At 74.8% G+C, this 12,920-nt stretch carries 16 protein-coding genes; 5 read left to right on the top strand and 11 right to left on the bottom strand.

Features of this window, described 5'->3' with window-relative positions; genetic code table 11:
* Nucleotides 1-3 precede the first annotated feature (3 nt).
* The 5 genes from thpR to infC form a co-directional block, all read right to left on the bottom strand.
* Complete coding sequence (gene thpR / locus ACQP60_RS04090; protein WP_429728623.1) at nt 4-687, bottom strand: RNA 2',3'-cyclic phosphodiesterase; 684 nt, start codon at nt 685-687, stop codon at nt 4-6.
* A 421-nt stretch (nt 688-1,108) separates the two neighbouring features.
* A complete protein-coding gene (locus ACQP60_RS04085) occupies nt 1,109-1,984 on the bottom strand; it encodes a TrmH family RNA methyltransferase (protein ID WP_429728621.1) in 876 nt (291 codons plus the stop codon).
* 56 nt (nt 1,985-2,040) lie between these two features.
* The gene (gene rplT, locus ACQP60_RS04080; protein WP_079576292.1) at nt 2,041-2,424 is read right to left on the bottom strand and encodes a 50S ribosomal protein L20; all 384 of its coding nucleotides are present in this window, start codon (nt 2,422-2,424) and stop codon (nt 2,041-2,043) included.
* A 64-nt stretch (nt 2,425-2,488) separates the two neighbouring features.
* Nucleotides 2,489-2,683, bottom strand: coding sequence for a 50S ribosomal protein L35 (gene rpmI / locus ACQP60_RS04075; protein WP_380316449.1), 195 nt, complete (start codon nt 2,681-2,683; stop codon nt 2,489-2,491).
* A 100-nt stretch (nt 2,684-2,783) separates the two neighbouring features.
* A complete protein-coding gene (infC, locus tag ACQP60_RS04070; protein WP_429728809.1) occupies nt 2,784-3,650 on the bottom strand; it encodes a translation initiation factor IF-3 in 867 nt (288 codons plus the stop codon).
* Nucleotides 3,651-4,083: 433 nt separating this feature from the next.
* Between infC and ACQP60_RS04065 the strand changes: the two genes are divergently transcribed.
* The 5 genes from ACQP60_RS04065 to ACQP60_RS04045 all read left to right on the top strand — a co-directional run bounded on the left by ACQP60_RS04065 (nt 4,084) and on the right by ACQP60_RS04045 (nt 8,029).
* Nucleotides 4,084-4,551, top strand: coding sequence for a Fur family transcriptional regulator (locus tag ACQP60_RS04065; RefSeq protein ID WP_429728619.1), 468 nt, complete (start codon nt 4,084-4,086; stop codon nt 4,549-4,551).
* Between the two features lie 44 nt (nt 4,552-4,595).
* A complete protein-coding gene (locus ACQP60_RS04060) occupies nt 4,596-6,113 on the top strand; it encodes a catalase (RefSeq protein WP_429728617.1) in 1,518 nt (505 codons plus the stop codon).
* Between the two features lie 155 nt (nt 6,114-6,268).
* Complete coding sequence (locus tag ACQP60_RS04055) at nt 6,269-6,643, top strand: DUF1844 domain-containing protein (protein ID WP_429728615.1); 375 nt, start codon at nt 6,269-6,271, stop codon at nt 6,641-6,643.
* Between the two features lies 1 nt (nt 6,644).
* The gene (locus ACQP60_RS04050; RefSeq protein ID WP_429728613.1) at nt 6,645-7,226 is read left to right on the top strand and encodes a hypothetical protein; all 582 of its coding nucleotides are present in this window, start codon (nt 6,645-6,647) and stop codon (nt 7,224-7,226) included.
* Nucleotides 7,223-8,029 carry a S1C family serine protease gene (locus ACQP60_RS04045; protein ID WP_429728611.1) on the top strand — a complete coding sequence of 269 codons (807 nt, stop codon included), beginning with the start codon at nt 7,223-7,225 and terminating at the stop codon, nt 8,027-8,029. The genes ACQP60_RS04050 and ACQP60_RS04045 overlap by 4 nt, the downstream gene beginning before the upstream one ends.
* 24 nt (nt 8,030-8,053) lie before the next feature.
* Here the strand turns inward: ACQP60_RS04045 and ACQP60_RS04040 are convergent, their stop codons facing one another.
* Genes ACQP60_RS04040 through ACQP60_RS04015 form a run of 6 tightly spaced genes read right to left on the bottom strand, consistent with a single transcriptional unit; the run spans nt 8,054 to nt 12,789 of the window.
* The gene (locus ACQP60_RS04040) at nt 8,054-8,854 is read right to left on the bottom strand and encodes an SseB family protein (protein WP_429728609.1); all 801 of its coding nucleotides are present in this window, start codon (nt 8,852-8,854) and stop codon (nt 8,054-8,056) included.
* Nucleotides 8,851-9,582, bottom strand: a complete 732-nt coding sequence (gene priA, locus ACQP60_RS04035; RefSeq protein ID WP_429728607.1) for a bifunctional 1-(5-phosphoribosyl)-5-((5-phosphoribosylamino)methylideneamino)imidazole-4-carboxamide isomerase/phosphoribosylanthranilate isomerase PriA — start codon at nt 9,580-9,582, stop codon at nt 8,851-8,853. Before priA ends, ACQP60_RS04040 begins: the two co-directional genes overlap by 4 nt.
* A 30-nt stretch (nt 9,583-9,612) precedes the next feature.
* Entirely contained in the window at nt 9,613-10,401 is a 789-nt protein-coding gene (gene hisH, locus ACQP60_RS04030) for an imidazole glycerol phosphate synthase subunit HisH (RefSeq protein WP_429728605.1), read from the bottom strand.
* A gap of 9 nt (nt 10,402-10,410) precedes the next feature.
* Nucleotides 10,411-10,956, bottom strand: a complete 546-nt coding sequence (locus ACQP60_RS04025; RefSeq protein ID WP_429728603.1) for a hypothetical protein — start codon at nt 10,954-10,956, stop codon at nt 10,411-10,413.
* A 4-nt stretch (nt 10,957-10,960) separates the two neighbouring features.
* Nucleotides 10,961-11,563 carry an imidazoleglycerol-phosphate dehydratase HisB gene (gene hisB, locus ACQP60_RS04020; protein ID WP_429728601.1) on the bottom strand — a complete coding sequence of 201 codons (603 nt, stop codon included), beginning with the start codon at nt 11,561-11,563 and terminating at the stop codon, nt 10,961-10,963.
* Entirely contained in the window at nt 11,563-12,789 is a 1,227-nt protein-coding gene (locus tag ACQP60_RS04015) for a histidinol-phosphate transaminase (RefSeq protein ID WP_429728600.1), read from the bottom strand. Before ACQP60_RS04015 ends, hisB begins: the two co-directional genes overlap by 1 nt.
* Between the last annotated feature and the right edge of the window lie 131 nt (nt 12,790-12,920).

Here is a 12,920-nt window from a genome sequence, read left to right as displayed (position 1 = left end):
GTGTCACGCCTCCCATGATGGCACGGTCCGCCCGACGCCGTCCCGGTCGCCCAGCCGCACGACGGCGACCTCCTCGTGCAACGGACCTCCCGAGCGGCCCTCCCCGAGCCGCGACGCGACGACGCGCACGGCGTCGACCTGCCACGACGGCCCGCGGTACACGGCCAGCGCCCGCGCCCAGGGCACCAGGGGCGACGTCTCGGCCTCACGGCCGCGCGGCCCCCGCGTACCTCCGCGGGCGCCGTCCACCCGGCGCCGGCCCTCCGCGGCCCGCGCGGTCGCACGCGCGACGGTGAGGTGCGGCCGACCCGACGTGCGGTCCGAGGCGGGCAGGCCCGAGGCGCCGACGGCGGCGTCCTGCGCGAGCTCCCCGGCCCGGCGCAGGTCGTCCACCGACCCGGCGACGCCCACCCAGAGCGTCCGCCCGCCGAACGAGCCGCTGCCCGCCAGGGCCAGGTCGAACGGCGGCACGTCCGCGAGCGCCGTGCCGAGGGCGTCGACGTAGGCCGGCACCGCGCCGTCCGGCACCTCGCCGTGGAAGACGAGCGTCACGTGCCGCTGCTCGGGTGGGACCCAGCGCAGCCCTCGCCCGGGGTCGGAGAGTGCGGGCCCGCCGACGCCCGCGAGGGCGAGCTCCAGGTGGCGGGCCGCCTCCGCGGAGGGGTAGACGGCCGTGAAGAGGCGCACGCGCCCATCGTGCCACGACCGCGCGGCCCGTCCAGGGGCGCGGAAGACCGGCGCACGACGGCCCGCGCCGCCCGGGCGCGGGCCCCACCCCGACCGGAGGCGCACCGTGCCGACCACGATCGTCCTGAGCTTCCTCGCCGGCGTCCGGGGCGGGAACGGCGTCCCGCACCTCGTCCGCGGCATCACCCGCCGGCGCTACCCGTCGGCGCTCGGCTCGGGCCCGGTACCCCACCTGGTGGCCGGCTGGTTCGCCCTGAGCACGACACCGCTCTGGCTCGTCTGGTCGCCGGCGGGGCAGCATCCGGTGGCAGCGTGGGTCGCCGGGTCGCTCGGAGTCCTGGCGTTCGGCCTGTTCCACGCCGGCCCGGGGGCGTTCGGCCGGCCCGACGACGACACGACGGGTGACGCCGCGGCAGGACGATCAGCGCTGGGCGCGACCGCTGGCGTAGAGGCACACCGTCGCGGCGGTGGCGAGGTTGAGCGACTCGGCCTGACCGCGGATCGGCACGCGGACGACGGCGTCGGCGAGGGCCCGGTCGGCCTCGGGGAGCCCCCACGCCTCGTTCCCGAAGACCCAGGCCGTCGAGCCGGCCAGGTCCGGCTGGCCGGATGCCCGCGGGCCCGGGCCCGCGACGTCGAGCAGGTCGTCGAGGTCGTGGGTGCCCGCGCCGTCCGCGGCGAGGACGACGCAGCCGACGGCCCGGAGGACGGCGACGGCGTCGGCGAGCGACGTCCCCGTGACGACCGGGAGGTGGAAGAGCGAGCCGGCGGTGGACCGCACCACCTTGGGGTTGTGGGGGTCCACGCTGTGGCCCGCGAGGACGACCAGGTCCGCGCCGGCGGCGTCCGAGGCGCGGATCACGGTGCCCGCGTTGCCCGGGTCGCGCACGGTGGCGAGCACCGCGACGAGCAGCGGGCGCCCCTCGGCCGCCCGTGCCTCGGCCAGCGAGGCCACCGCCTCGTCGAGGCCGTACGACCGGGCGCGCACGACCGCCAGGACGCCCTGGGCGTCGGGGCTCATCGCGTCCAGCACCTCGGGGGTCCCGACGTGCACGTGGAGGCCGGAGTCGAGCGCGTCGCGGAGAATCTCGTCGTACCGCTCGGCCGCGGAGGGCGTGAGGTAGACGTCCCGGACGTCGTGGGCGGCGTGGCGGACCGCCTCGCGCACTCCCTGCGGCCCCTCGACGAGGAACTGGCCGTGCCGGGAACGCGCAGGACGCCCGGACAGCGCCCTGACCTGCTTGACCCGGTCCGCCCGCGGGTTCGCGAGCGTCACGTCGGGGATGCCTGGGATCATGCGCGGCATCGACAGGTCGGGGGTGTCCGGGCGTCCGTGGTGCTGAGCGAGGTGGCTCAGGCGGCCTTCGGCGCGTTGACGTCGGCCGGCAGCGCGTCCTTGGCGACCTGGACGAGCGCGTTGAACGCCGCCACGTCGTTGACCGCGAGCTCGGCGAGCATGCGGCGGTCGACCTCCACACCGGCAGCCTTGAGGCCCTGGATGAGGCGGTTGTAGGTCAGACCCTGCGCGCGGGACGCAGCGTTGATGCGCTGGATCCACAGCTTGCGGAAGTCGCCCTTCTTCGCCTTGCGGTCGCGGTACGAGTAGACGAGGGAGTGGGTGACCTGCTCCTTCGCCTTCCGGTACAGGCGCGAACGCTGGCCGCGGTAGCCGCTGGCGCGCTCGAGGGTCGTACGGCGCTTCTTGTGGGCGTTGACCGCCCGCTTCACGCGTGCCACGTGATGCTCCTTGCAGTGTCGGGGCCGGAAGTGGACCCGGCGGCCGGTGCGGCCGCCGGACGGGTCACTTGCCGAGCAGCTTCTTGATCTTCTTGACGTCGGCCTGCGAGACCTGCTGGTCCATCGCGAGGCGGCGGGTGCGGGTGGTCGGCTTGTGCTCGAACAGGTGGCGGCGGTTGGCCTGCTCGCGCATGACCTTGCCGCTGCCGGTGACCCGGAAGCGCTTCTTGGCGCCGGAGTGCGTCTTGTTCTTCGGCATGACTGCCGTCTCTCCTCGTGTCGGTCACCCGCCGGGTGGCGGGGACGTGGTGCGGACCGGGGCCGGCGAGCGGCCCGGTGCCAGATGGTCGTGTGCGGCCTCAGCGCCCCGCGCGGGGGCTCGGCTTCGGTCGCGGCGCCGCCGGCCGCGGCGTGCCGGGCTTCGGCGTCGCAGGCTTGGGCGTCGCGGCCTTGGGGGTCGCGGGCTTCGGCGTGGCGGGCTTGGCCTCGGCGGACTTCTCCGCGGACGCCGGCTTCGCCGGGGCAGGCTTCTCCGCCGCGGGCTTCGCCGGGGCCGGCTCGACCGGTGCGCTGGGGGCGGGGGCCGGTGCGGCGACCTCGGCAGCCGGCGCCTCGGGCGCCTCCACCTCGGGCTCCGTCGACGCGGGCTCGGCCGCCGGCTGAGCGGACCCGGCCTGGGCACGGGCCTCCGCCTTCGCCTCCGACTTGGTCTTGCGCTGCGCGTTGATCTCGCTGGACCGCTTGCGCTGCTCGACCTTGGCGTCGGCCTTCTTCTTGACCGGCCCGAGCACCATGGTCATGTTGCGGCCGTCCTGCTTCGGCATCGACTCGACGAAGCCGAGGTCCGCCACGTCCTCCGCGAGCCGCTGCAGCAGACGCACACCCATCTCGGGGCGGGACTGCTCGCGACCGCGGAACATGATCATGACCTTGACCTTGTCGCCGGCCTCGAGGAAGCGGACGACGTGGCCCTTCTTGGTGCCGTAGTCGTGCGGGTCGATCTTCAGGCGGAACCGGATCTCCTTGAGGACCGTGTTCGCCTGGTTGCGCCGCGCCTCGCGCGCCTTCATGTCCGACTCGTACTTGAACTTGCCGTAGTCCATGAGCTTGGCGACGGGCGGACGGGCGTCCGGGGCCACCTCGACGAGGTCGAGGTCGGCGTCCTGGGCAAGCTTCAGGGCGACTCCCGTGGCGACCACGCCGACCTGCTCCCCGCCCGGGCCGATGAGTCGGACCTCGGGGACGCGGATCCGATCGTTGATGCGAGGCTCGCTGATGGTGATGCTCCTAGGAACTCGTCGGTAGACCGCCAGGGACGGGAAAGGCCCCCGACCTGAGCACAGGTGGAGGCCATCTACCGACGTCGGGGCGCGAACGCTCCGACGACCGAGGCGGACACCCACGAGGGGCGTCCGACCGGTGACCCGGCCCCTGTCGGCGCCAGGGGCGCACGGTCGGTGCTCGGGTGGGATGAGATCCACTTGATGCACCTGAGCCCTGCGGACGCCCCGTGGAGCGACGCGTTGATGGACCCAGGTCGGTCAGCTGTCAAGGTTAGCACGGGATCCCGGCCCGCCCGGCCGGTGTGGCGAGCGTCTCGGCCGTCCACCCCGCGACCTTTACTGGAATCGTTCCAGAAAGTATGGCAGGGTCGCCGCCATGACCACGGCGATGACGGACGAGACGTTGCTGAGGGAGCGGGGGCTACGCGTCACCGGTTCCCGGCTCGCCGTCCTGCGCGCGCTCTCCGGGCACCAGCACGCCACCGCGGACGACGTCGTGCGCGCGGTGCGCGCCGACCTCGGCTCGGTGTCGGTGCAGGCCGTGTACGACTGCCTGCACGCGCTCACCTCGGCCGGCCTCCTGCGCCGCATGGAGCCGGCCGGGCACCCCGCCCGCTACGAGCGCCGCACCGGCGACAACCACCACCACGTGGTGTGCCGCTCGTGCGGCGCCGTCGCCGACGTCGACTGCACCGTGGGGCACGCGCCCTGCCTGACGCCCAGCGCGTCCCACGGGTTCGCCGTCGACCTCGCCGAGGTCACCTTCTGGGGCCTGTGCCCCGACTGCGCCGCTGCCACGGCCGCCGACCCCGTCCCGGCGGCCGGCCCCGGCGCGACCTCCTGAAGCCGGACCGAACCGGAACCCCCCCTGAGAAAGGACGTCATCACATGACGACGCCGTTCACGACGACGCAGACCGGCACCCCGGTCGCGAGCGACGCACAGTCACTCACCCTGGGTGCGGACGGGCCCACCGTCCTGCACGACCGCTACCTGGTCGAGAAGCTCGCCTCGTTCAACCGGGAGCGCGTCCCGGAGCGCAACCCGCACGCCAAGGGCGGCGGCGCGTTCGGCGAGTTCGTCGTCACGGAGGACGTCTCGCAGTACACCCGCGCGGCGGTCTTCCAGAAGGGCGCCACGAGCGAGACGCTGCTGCGCTTCTCCTCGGTCGCGGGCGAGCAGGGCTCCCCCGACACCTGGCGCGACGTGCGCGGCTTCTCGCTGCGCTTCTACACCACCGAGGGCAACCTCGACATCGTCGGCAACAACACCCCGGTGTTCTTCCTGCGCGACGCGATGAAGTTCCCGGACTTCATCCACTCGCAGAAGCGCCTCGGCGCCTCGGGCCTGCGCAACGCCGACATGCAGTGGGACTTCTGGACGCTGTCCCCCGAGTCGGCCCACCAGGTCACCTACGTCATGGGCGACCGCGGCCTGTCGAAGTCGTGGCGCCACCTCAACGGCTACGGCTCGCACACCTACCAGTGGATCAACGCCGAGGGCGAGCGCTTCTGGGTGCAATACCACTTCATCTCCCAGCAGGGCGTCGAGCACATGTCGGCGGAGGACGCCGAGCGGATCGCCGGCGAGGACGCGGACTACTACCGCCGCGACCTGTACGAGGCCATCGAGCGCGGCGAGCACCCCTCGTGGGACGTCAAGGTCCAGGTCATGCCGTACGAGGACGCGAAGACGTACCGCTTCAACCCGTTCGACATGACGAAGGTCTGGCCGCACGCGGACTACCCGCTGATCAAGGTCGGCACGTTCACGCTGAACCGGAACCCGAAGAACTTCTTCGCCGAGATCGAGCAGGCCGCGTTCTCGCCGGGCAACCAGGTGCCGGGCACCGGCATCTCGCCCGACAAGATGCTCATGGCGCGCGTCTTCTCCTACCCGGACGCGCAGCGCTACCGCATCGGCACGAACTACAACCAGCTGCCGGTGAACCAGCCGCACGCCGCCCCGGTCGCGAACTACATGCACCAGGGCAACATGCAGTACCACTTCAACGGCCCGGAGCACCGCGTCTACACGCCGAACTCGTTCGGCGCCCAGGGCGGCCCGGTGGCCGACCCGGCGCGCGGCGTCGAGGCCGGCTGGGAGTCGGACGGCGAGCTGGTGCGCGCCGCGCAGACCCTGCACGCCGAGGACGACGACTTCGGCCAGGCCGGCACCCTGTACCGCGAGGTCTTCGACGACGGCGCCAAGGCGCGGTTCCTCGAGACGCTCACCGGCCAGGGCCTCGCCATCACGATCGACGAGATCCGCGAGCGGTTCTTCCAGTACTGGACGAACGTCGACGCCGAGCTGGGCGCCAAGCTCCGCGCCGAGGTGTCGGCCGGTCACGTGCCGTCGCCGGCCGCCGCCGGCTCGGGCCCGGACGTCGAGCCCGTCGGCATCTGACTCGCCGACCACGAGGCTGGCTCGAGGCACGCACGGCGGCCCGTCCGCCGTCCCTCCCTCGAGCCCGAGCACCGAGGCCGGGTCCCCACCGGGGGCCCGGCCTCGGCCGTCCCCGCGGGGCCGTCACGGTCCCGCCCGATGCGAAGATGGACCCCATGAGCACCTCGCCCGACGCCACCTCCCCCACCTCCGAGAACCCCGCCGACGACGCCACCCGCGACATCGCGGACGTCGCCGCGGTCGAGGTCATCACGGCCGCGGCCGTGCACCTCATGAGCGCCGCCGCCGTGAAGTGCGGCCTGGCGGAGGACGCCGAAGCCCAGGGGCACCTGGACCTCGACGAGGCGCGCAAGCTGATCACCGCGCTCGCCGCTCTCGTCACCGCGAGCGCCCCCGACATCGGCAACCAGCACGCCCGCTCCCTGCGCGACGGCCTGAAGTCGCTGCAGCTGGCGTTCCGCGAGGCCTCCGTCGTCCCCGACGCCCCCGGTGAGGGCCCCGGCGAGAAGTTCACGGGCTCCGTCGTCTGAGATGTCCGCCCCGTCGGCCTGGCCCCCGCCCCCGGACCGTCCGCCGCCCCCGACGGGGGGCGGCGCGCCCGCCCGACGCCGCGGCCGCCCCACGGCCGTCGTCGTCCTGTCCGTGCTGCTCGCCGGGACGCTCGGCATCGGCGCGTACCTGTGGGTCACCACCACGCGCTGGCAGGCGCACAGCGCCGCGTGGGAGGACGAGGCGCGGGGGTACGCCGACCGGGTCGCGGCCCTCGACGCCGAGCTCGAGGCCACCGACGCCGAGCTGGTCGCCGCCCGCGAGCAGCTCGCCACCGCGACGGCCCGCATCACCGACCTCGCCAACGAGAAGGCCCAGCTCGGCGACGAGAACGTCGCCTCGCAGCAGTACCTCGACTACCAGCGGCGCGTGAGCGAGGCGGCGGGCGTCGTGACCACGGCGCTCGGCGACTGCGTCGACGCCCAGTCGCAGCTCATCACCTACCTCGAGGACCGGGGCTCGTACGACGCGAAGGACCTCGACCGGTTCGCCTCCGACGTCGAGACGCTGTGCCGACAGGCCTCGAAGGCCAACGACCAGCTGGAGCAGGAGCTCGAGCAGTGAGCCGCCCGGCGGCCCGTCGGAGCGCCCGGCACGGCCTGCGCGCGGCGCCGGCCCTGCTCCTCGCCGCGGCGCTCGCCGGGTGCGGGGTGCTCCCCGCCCTGCCGCCGCCGGTGCCGGAGGACGTCGTCCCGACGCGGGTCGCACGGACCGCTCCCGCGCCGCTCTCCGCCGACGGCACGGAGGGGCTGTCGCCCGACGGCTTCGACGCCGTGCAGCGCATGGCCGTGCGGATCCGGAACGTGGGCTGCGACGGGCTGTCGACCGGGTCGGGGTTCGCCGTCGACGAGCACACCCTCGTCACCAACAGGCACGTCGTGGCCGACTCCGAGGCGCTGGAGGTCAGCACCTACGACGGGCGCGACCTCGAGGTCTCCGCCGCGGGCAGCGCGTCGCTGGCCGACCTGGCCCTGGTGCGCACGGCCGACCCCCTGCCCAGCTACCCCACCCTGGCGGACGGCGATCCCCGGCCGGGGGACGACGTCACCGTGGTGGGCTACCCCGAGGGCGGCGAGCTGACCATCACCGCGGGCACCGTCATCGGGCCCACCACCGACCCGCTGCACGAGAACCTCGGCGAGGTGCTGCTCACGGACGCCCCGGTCGAGCCGGGCTCGTCGGGGTCCGCGGCCCTGGACGCGCAGGGCCGGGTGATCGGCGTCGTGTACGCGAAGACCTCCGACGGCCGGTCCCTGCTGGTGCCGTTGTCCACGCTGGAGCGGGTGCTGGACGATGCCGACGGGTTCCGGGCGCTGCCGCCGTGCGCGCAGCCGTCCGCGAGCCCGTCCGCGACGGCGGCCCGCTAGGTCGCGCGAGGCGGGGGCGCCGGGTCAGCGCGCCGCGCCGACCCGCAGCTCGAGGGAGTCGACGCGGCCGGAGATCACCGTCGAGGCTCCCAGTCGTGCGTTGACCTGCGCGAGCACGCGGTCCAGCCCGGGCCGGTCCAGGCCCGGGTCCAGGGCGAGCACGACGGCGACCTCGGCGCGACGACCGCGCTCGGCGTGGGCGCGCACCACGTGCTGCACGGGCGCGGCGGCGTCCGCCACCGCGGAGGCCACCTCGGGGTCGACCTCGAGCGCGCCGTCCGGGCCGGCCGGGACGAGCGCGGGCCGCCACTGGAGCCCCTGGGCGAGCGCCCACACGGCCGGGCGCGGCACGAGCGCGGTGGCCGGGCCGGCCGGGTCCACGACGAGCAGCGACCAGTCCTCGCTCACTGCCGACAGCGCGGCGCGGGCGGCCTCGACCGGGACGGGCCGGGCGTCCGCGCGCCAGGCCTTCATCGCGTCGACCGAGGTGAAGACCGGCAGCGCGCGGCGCCCGTCGAGGACCTCGATCGCCACCACGCCGGCCGCCGCCTCCTTGTCGACGTGCAGCTCCTGCGTGCCGGCGGGCCCGTCGCGCTCGACGACGTCGGCCACGGCGAGCTCCGCCAGCACCGGCACCAGCACGCGGGTGACGGCGAGACGCCGCACGACGTCCTCGAGCGACCCCGTGCCGGCGGCGTGCGCGCCCAGCAGGGCGGCGAGCTCCGGGTCGGCCGAGCCGTCGTCGCCGGCGAACTGCGACGTCGGCTGGATCGACCGCAGGTGACCCGGGAGCGCCCGGCCCACGCCGCCGTCGCCCGTCGTCACGGCCGGCCTGCCACGTCGAGCGCCTCGGGCAGCGTGAACGCCCCGGCGTACAGGGCCTTGCCCACCACGGCGCCCTCGACGCCGTCCGGCACGAGGGCCCGCAGGGCCTCGAGGTCGGCGAGGGAGGAGATGCCCCCCGACGCGACGACCTTCGCGGGCGTGCGCGAGGCGACCTCCCGCAGCAGGTCGACGTTCGGCCCGCGCAGCGTGCCGTCCTTGGTGACGTCGGTGACGACGTAGCGGGCGCAGCCGGCGTCGTCCAGGCGGGCGAGCACCTCCCACAGGTCGCCGCCCTCCTGCGTCCAGCCGCGGGCGGCGAGCGTCGTGCCCCGCACGTCGAGCCCGACGGCGACGGCGTCGCCGTGCTCGGCGATGACGCGCGCGGTCCACTCCGGGTCCTCGAGGGCGGCGGTGCCGATGTTCACGCGGCGCGCGCCGGTGGCCAGGGCACGTTCGAGGGAGGCGTCGTCACGGATGCCGCCCGACAGCTCCACCTGGACGTCGAGCTTGGCCACGACCTGCGCCAGCAGGTCCGCGTTCGACCCACGGCCGAACGCCGCGTCGAGGTCCACGAGGTGGATCCACTCGGCGCCGCCCGCCTGCCAGTCGCGGGCGGCGGCCAGCGGGTCGCCGTAGGACGTCTCCGAGCCGGCCTCCCCCTGCACGAGGCGGACGGCCTGGCCGTCGGCGACGTCGACGGCGGGCAGCAGCACGAGGCGGTCAGTCACAGGGTTCTCCATCGTTCGGTGGTGCGGTCGTCAGAGCGACCGCACCCAGTTCTCGAGCAGGGTCGCGCCGGCGTCGCCGGACTTCTCGGGGTGGAACTGCGTGGCGGCGAGCGGACCGCTCTCGACGGCGGCGACGAACCGCGCCTCGGAGCCGGGCGCCCCGTGGCGCGCCCATGTGACCAGCGGCGGCGTGTACCGGGGGTCCGCGTCGCCGTCGTGGCCCTGCGTGAACTCCTGCGCCGCGTACGAGTGCACGAAGTAGAAGCGCTCGTGCTCCACCCCCGCGAAGAGGCGGGAGCCCTCCGGGACCTCCACGGGCGACCAGCCCATGTGCGGCACGACCGGGGCGTCCAGTCGCTCGACGACGCCGGGCCACTCGCCCAGCCCCTCGGCGCGCTCCCCGTGCTCCACCCCGGCGTCGAACATCACCTGCATGCCGACGCAGATGCCGAGCACGGGTCGGCCGCCGGCGAGGCGCCGGTCGATCACCTGGTCGCCGCGGACGGCGCGCAGCCCGGCCATGCAGGCGGCGAACGCGCCCACGCCAGGCACGACGAGCCCGTCGGCCTCCGCGGCGCGCGTCAGGTCGGCGGTGAGCTCGACGTCGGCCCCCACCCGTTCGAGCGCGCGCACGGCCGAGCGGACGTTGCCGAAGCCGTAGTCGAGCACCACGACGTGGGAGCGCCCGTCCGCGCGGGCGGGCGCCGGCGCGGGGTTCAGGGCGTCGGCCGCGCCGCCGTGCGGCAGGAGCGGCGAGATGCCCGCGGCCTGCTGCGCCGCGGCGATCCGGTCGCGGTCGGTGCTGGGCGTGTCCGGCATGCGTCTCCCCTACTGCTTCTTGCGGGCCTTGCGCGCGGCGCCGGTGAGCATCCGCATCGCCTTGAAGCGGCCGATGCTCGACGACGGCACGACGCCGGGCAGGTCGGCCACCGTGAGCTGGCCGGTGACGAGGTCCTCGAGGGCCTCCGGCGCGCCGCCCAGCACCAGGCCGGGGGGCAGCTCGCCCTCCGCCTCGCCGTCGACGTAGCGCACGCAGGTGAGCTGCTCGCCCTGCCGGGTCACGAGGACGAGCGGCACGCCGGCCACGAGCTTCGAGATCGCGGCGGCGGCCCGGGCGGGCTCGTCACCGCTCGTGTCGCGCAGCACGGCGAGGGCACCGACCGGCGTCGGCGCGGCGTCGACGTCCAGCTCGGCGAGCGAACAGGCGGCAGCGAGCGGCTCGGCGCCCGCGATCTGCGTGATGAGGACCGCCAGCTCGGGGTCCGCGGAGGCGCCGTCGAGGCCGGACAGGTCGTCGGGGACCTCGAAGCCTTCGGGCAGATCGTCCGGCAGGTCCGGCTGCTGGTCGGGGTGCCGGTCGGGATCGGTGGTCATGCGGCTACAGCGCACCCTTCGTGGACGGGACGCCCTCGACGCGCGGGTCGGGGGCGACGGCGGCGCGCAGCGCACGCGCGAGCGCCTTGAACTGGGCTTCGACGATGTGGTGCGGGTCGCGCCCCGCGAGGACCCGCACGTGCAGGCAGATGCCGGCGTGGTGGGCGATCGACTCGAGCACGTGGCGCGTGAGCGACCCGGTGAAGTGCCCGCCGATGAGGTGGTACTCCTGCCCCTCCGGCTCCCCGGAGTGCACGAGGTACGGGCGGCCCGACACGTCGACGACCGCGAGCGCGAGCGCCTCGTCGAGCGGCACGGTCGCGTCGCCGAACCGGGAGATGCCGCGCTTGTCGCCGAGAGCCTCGCGCAGGGCCTCGCCGAGCACGATCGCGACGTCCTCGACCGTGTGGTGCGCGTCGATGTGGGTGTCGCCGGTCGCGCGCACGGTGAGGTCGATCAGCGAGTGCTTGCCGAGCGCGGTGAGCATGTGGTCGTAGAACGGCACGGTGGTCGAGATCTCCGTGCGCCCGGTGCCGTCGAGGTCCAGCTCGACGACGACGCTCGACTCGCTCGTCGTGCGCTCCACGCGGGCCGTGCGGTGCTGCATCAGTCCTCCTTCTCGGGCGCCGTGGCGCCGGTGACCGTCTCGCTGACGACCTCGGTGAGCGCGGCCCGGAACGCGGCGTTCTCCGCGGGCGTGCCGACGGAGACGCGCAGCCACCCGTCGGGGCCGGTCTCCCGGATGAGGACGCCGCGGTCCAGCAGGCCCTGCCAGACGGCGTGGCGGTCGCCGAACGTGCCGAACAGCACGAAGTTCGCGTCCGAGTCTGCGACCTGCAGCGGGCGCCCGCCGACCTGCTGCGCGCGCAGCCACGCCACGAGGGCGTCGCGCTCGTCGCGCAGGTCGCGCACCTGGGCGCGCAGCTCGTCGTGGTGGGCCAGCGCGCCGCGCGCGGCCGCCTGCGTGACCGCCGATAGGTGGTACGGCAGCCGGACGACGCGCAGCGCGTCGACCAGCGCCGTGGACGCGGCGAGGTAGCCCAGCCGCAGCCCGGCCGCGGCGAAGGCCTTCGACATCGTGCGCGAGACCGCGAGGTGCGGGTGCGACCCGAGCAGCTCGAGGGCCGACGGGGTGCCGGGTCGGCGGAACTCCGCGTAGGCCTCGTCGACCACGACGACGGCGCCGGCGCGGCGGCCGTCGTGCTCGGGGGCGTCGGGCACCTCGACCTGCGCCGCGGCGTCCAGGATCGCCTCCACCGTCGCGAGCGGCAGCGCCGTACCGGTCGGGTTGTTGGGGCTGGCGAGCAGGATCACGGACGGCCGGACCTCCGCGATCGTCGCGACCGCGTGGTCGACGTCGAGCGTGAAGTCGGTCTCGCGCCGCCCGGTGACCCAGCGCGTGTGCGTGTCCCGCGCGTACTCGGGGTACATCGAGTAGGTGGGCGCGAAGGACAGCGCGGTGCGCCCGGGGCCCCCGAACGCCTGCAGCAGGTGCAGCATGACCTCGTTGGAGCCGTTGGCGGCCCAGACCTGCTCGGGCGCGACGCTGACACCCGACTCGACGGCCAGGTAGTCGGCCAGGTCGCCGCGCAGGCCGGCGAAGTCGCGGTCCGGGTAGCGGTTGAGCCCGCGCGCCGCGTCGGCGACATGGCGGGCGATCGTCGCGACGACGGCCTCGGACGGGGCGTACGGGTTCTCGTTGACGTTCAGCCGCACGGGCACGTCGAGCTGCGGGGCGCCGTAGGGCACCTCGTCCGCGAGCTCGGGACGCAGCGGCAGCCGCGCGCCGTCGACGCCGCCCGCGGGTGCGGGGGCGGACAGGGGGGTGGTCACCGCGCCAGTCTACGGAACCGCAGAGGTCGTCGGTGGTGACGTCCGTCCCTCGGCACCCTCGGGCGCGGCCGTCCCCGTCGTCACCCCCGGTACCCCTCGCCTCCCGCCCTGAGACGTGCTTGTGAAGGATT

The sequence above is a fragment of the Isoptericola variabilis genome (assembly GCF_050311655.1).
GTDB classification, from domain to species: domain Bacteria; phylum Actinomycetota; class Actinomycetes; order Actinomycetales; family Cellulomonadaceae; genus Isoptericola; species Isoptericola variabilis.
The sequence above is the reverse complement of the archived record's forward strand: the minus strand, read 5'-3'. Positions and strand labels throughout refer to the sequence as shown.

Coding starts and splice junctions, on each gene's coding strand:
- ACQP60_RS04085 (WP_429728621.1), bottom strand. CDS start 1,984: ATGATCCCAGGCATCCCCGACGTGACGCTCGCGAACCCGCGGGCGGAC.
- rpmI (WP_380316449.1), bottom strand. CDS start 2,683: ATGCCGAAGAACAAGACGCACTCCGGCGCCAAGAAGCGCTTCCGGGTC.
- ACQP60_RS04065 (WP_429728619.1), top strand. CDS start 4,084: ATGACCACGGCGATGACGGACGAGACGTTGCTGAGGGAGCGGGGGCTA.
- ACQP60_RS04060 (WP_429728617.1), top strand. CDS start 4,596: ATGACGACGCCGTTCACGACGACGCAGACCGGCACCCCGGTCGCGAGC.
- ACQP60_RS04055 (WP_429728615.1), top strand. CDS start 6,269: ATGAGCACCTCGCCCGACGCCACCTCCCCCACCTCCGAGAACCCCGCC.
- ACQP60_RS04050 (WP_429728613.1), top strand. CDS start 6,645: ATGTCCGCCCCGTCGGCCTGGCCCCCGCCCCCGGACCGTCCGCCGCCC.
- hisH (WP_429728605.1), bottom strand. CDS start 10,401: ATGCCGGACACGCCCAGCACCGACCGCGACCGGATCGCCGCGGCGCAG.
- ACQP60_RS04025 (WP_429728603.1), bottom strand. CDS start 10,956: ATGACCACCGATCCCGACCGGCACCCCGACCAGCAGCCGGACCTGCCG.
- hisB (WP_429728601.1), bottom strand. CDS start 11,563: ATGCAGCACCGCACGGCCCGCGTGGAGCGCACGACGAGCGAGTCGAGC.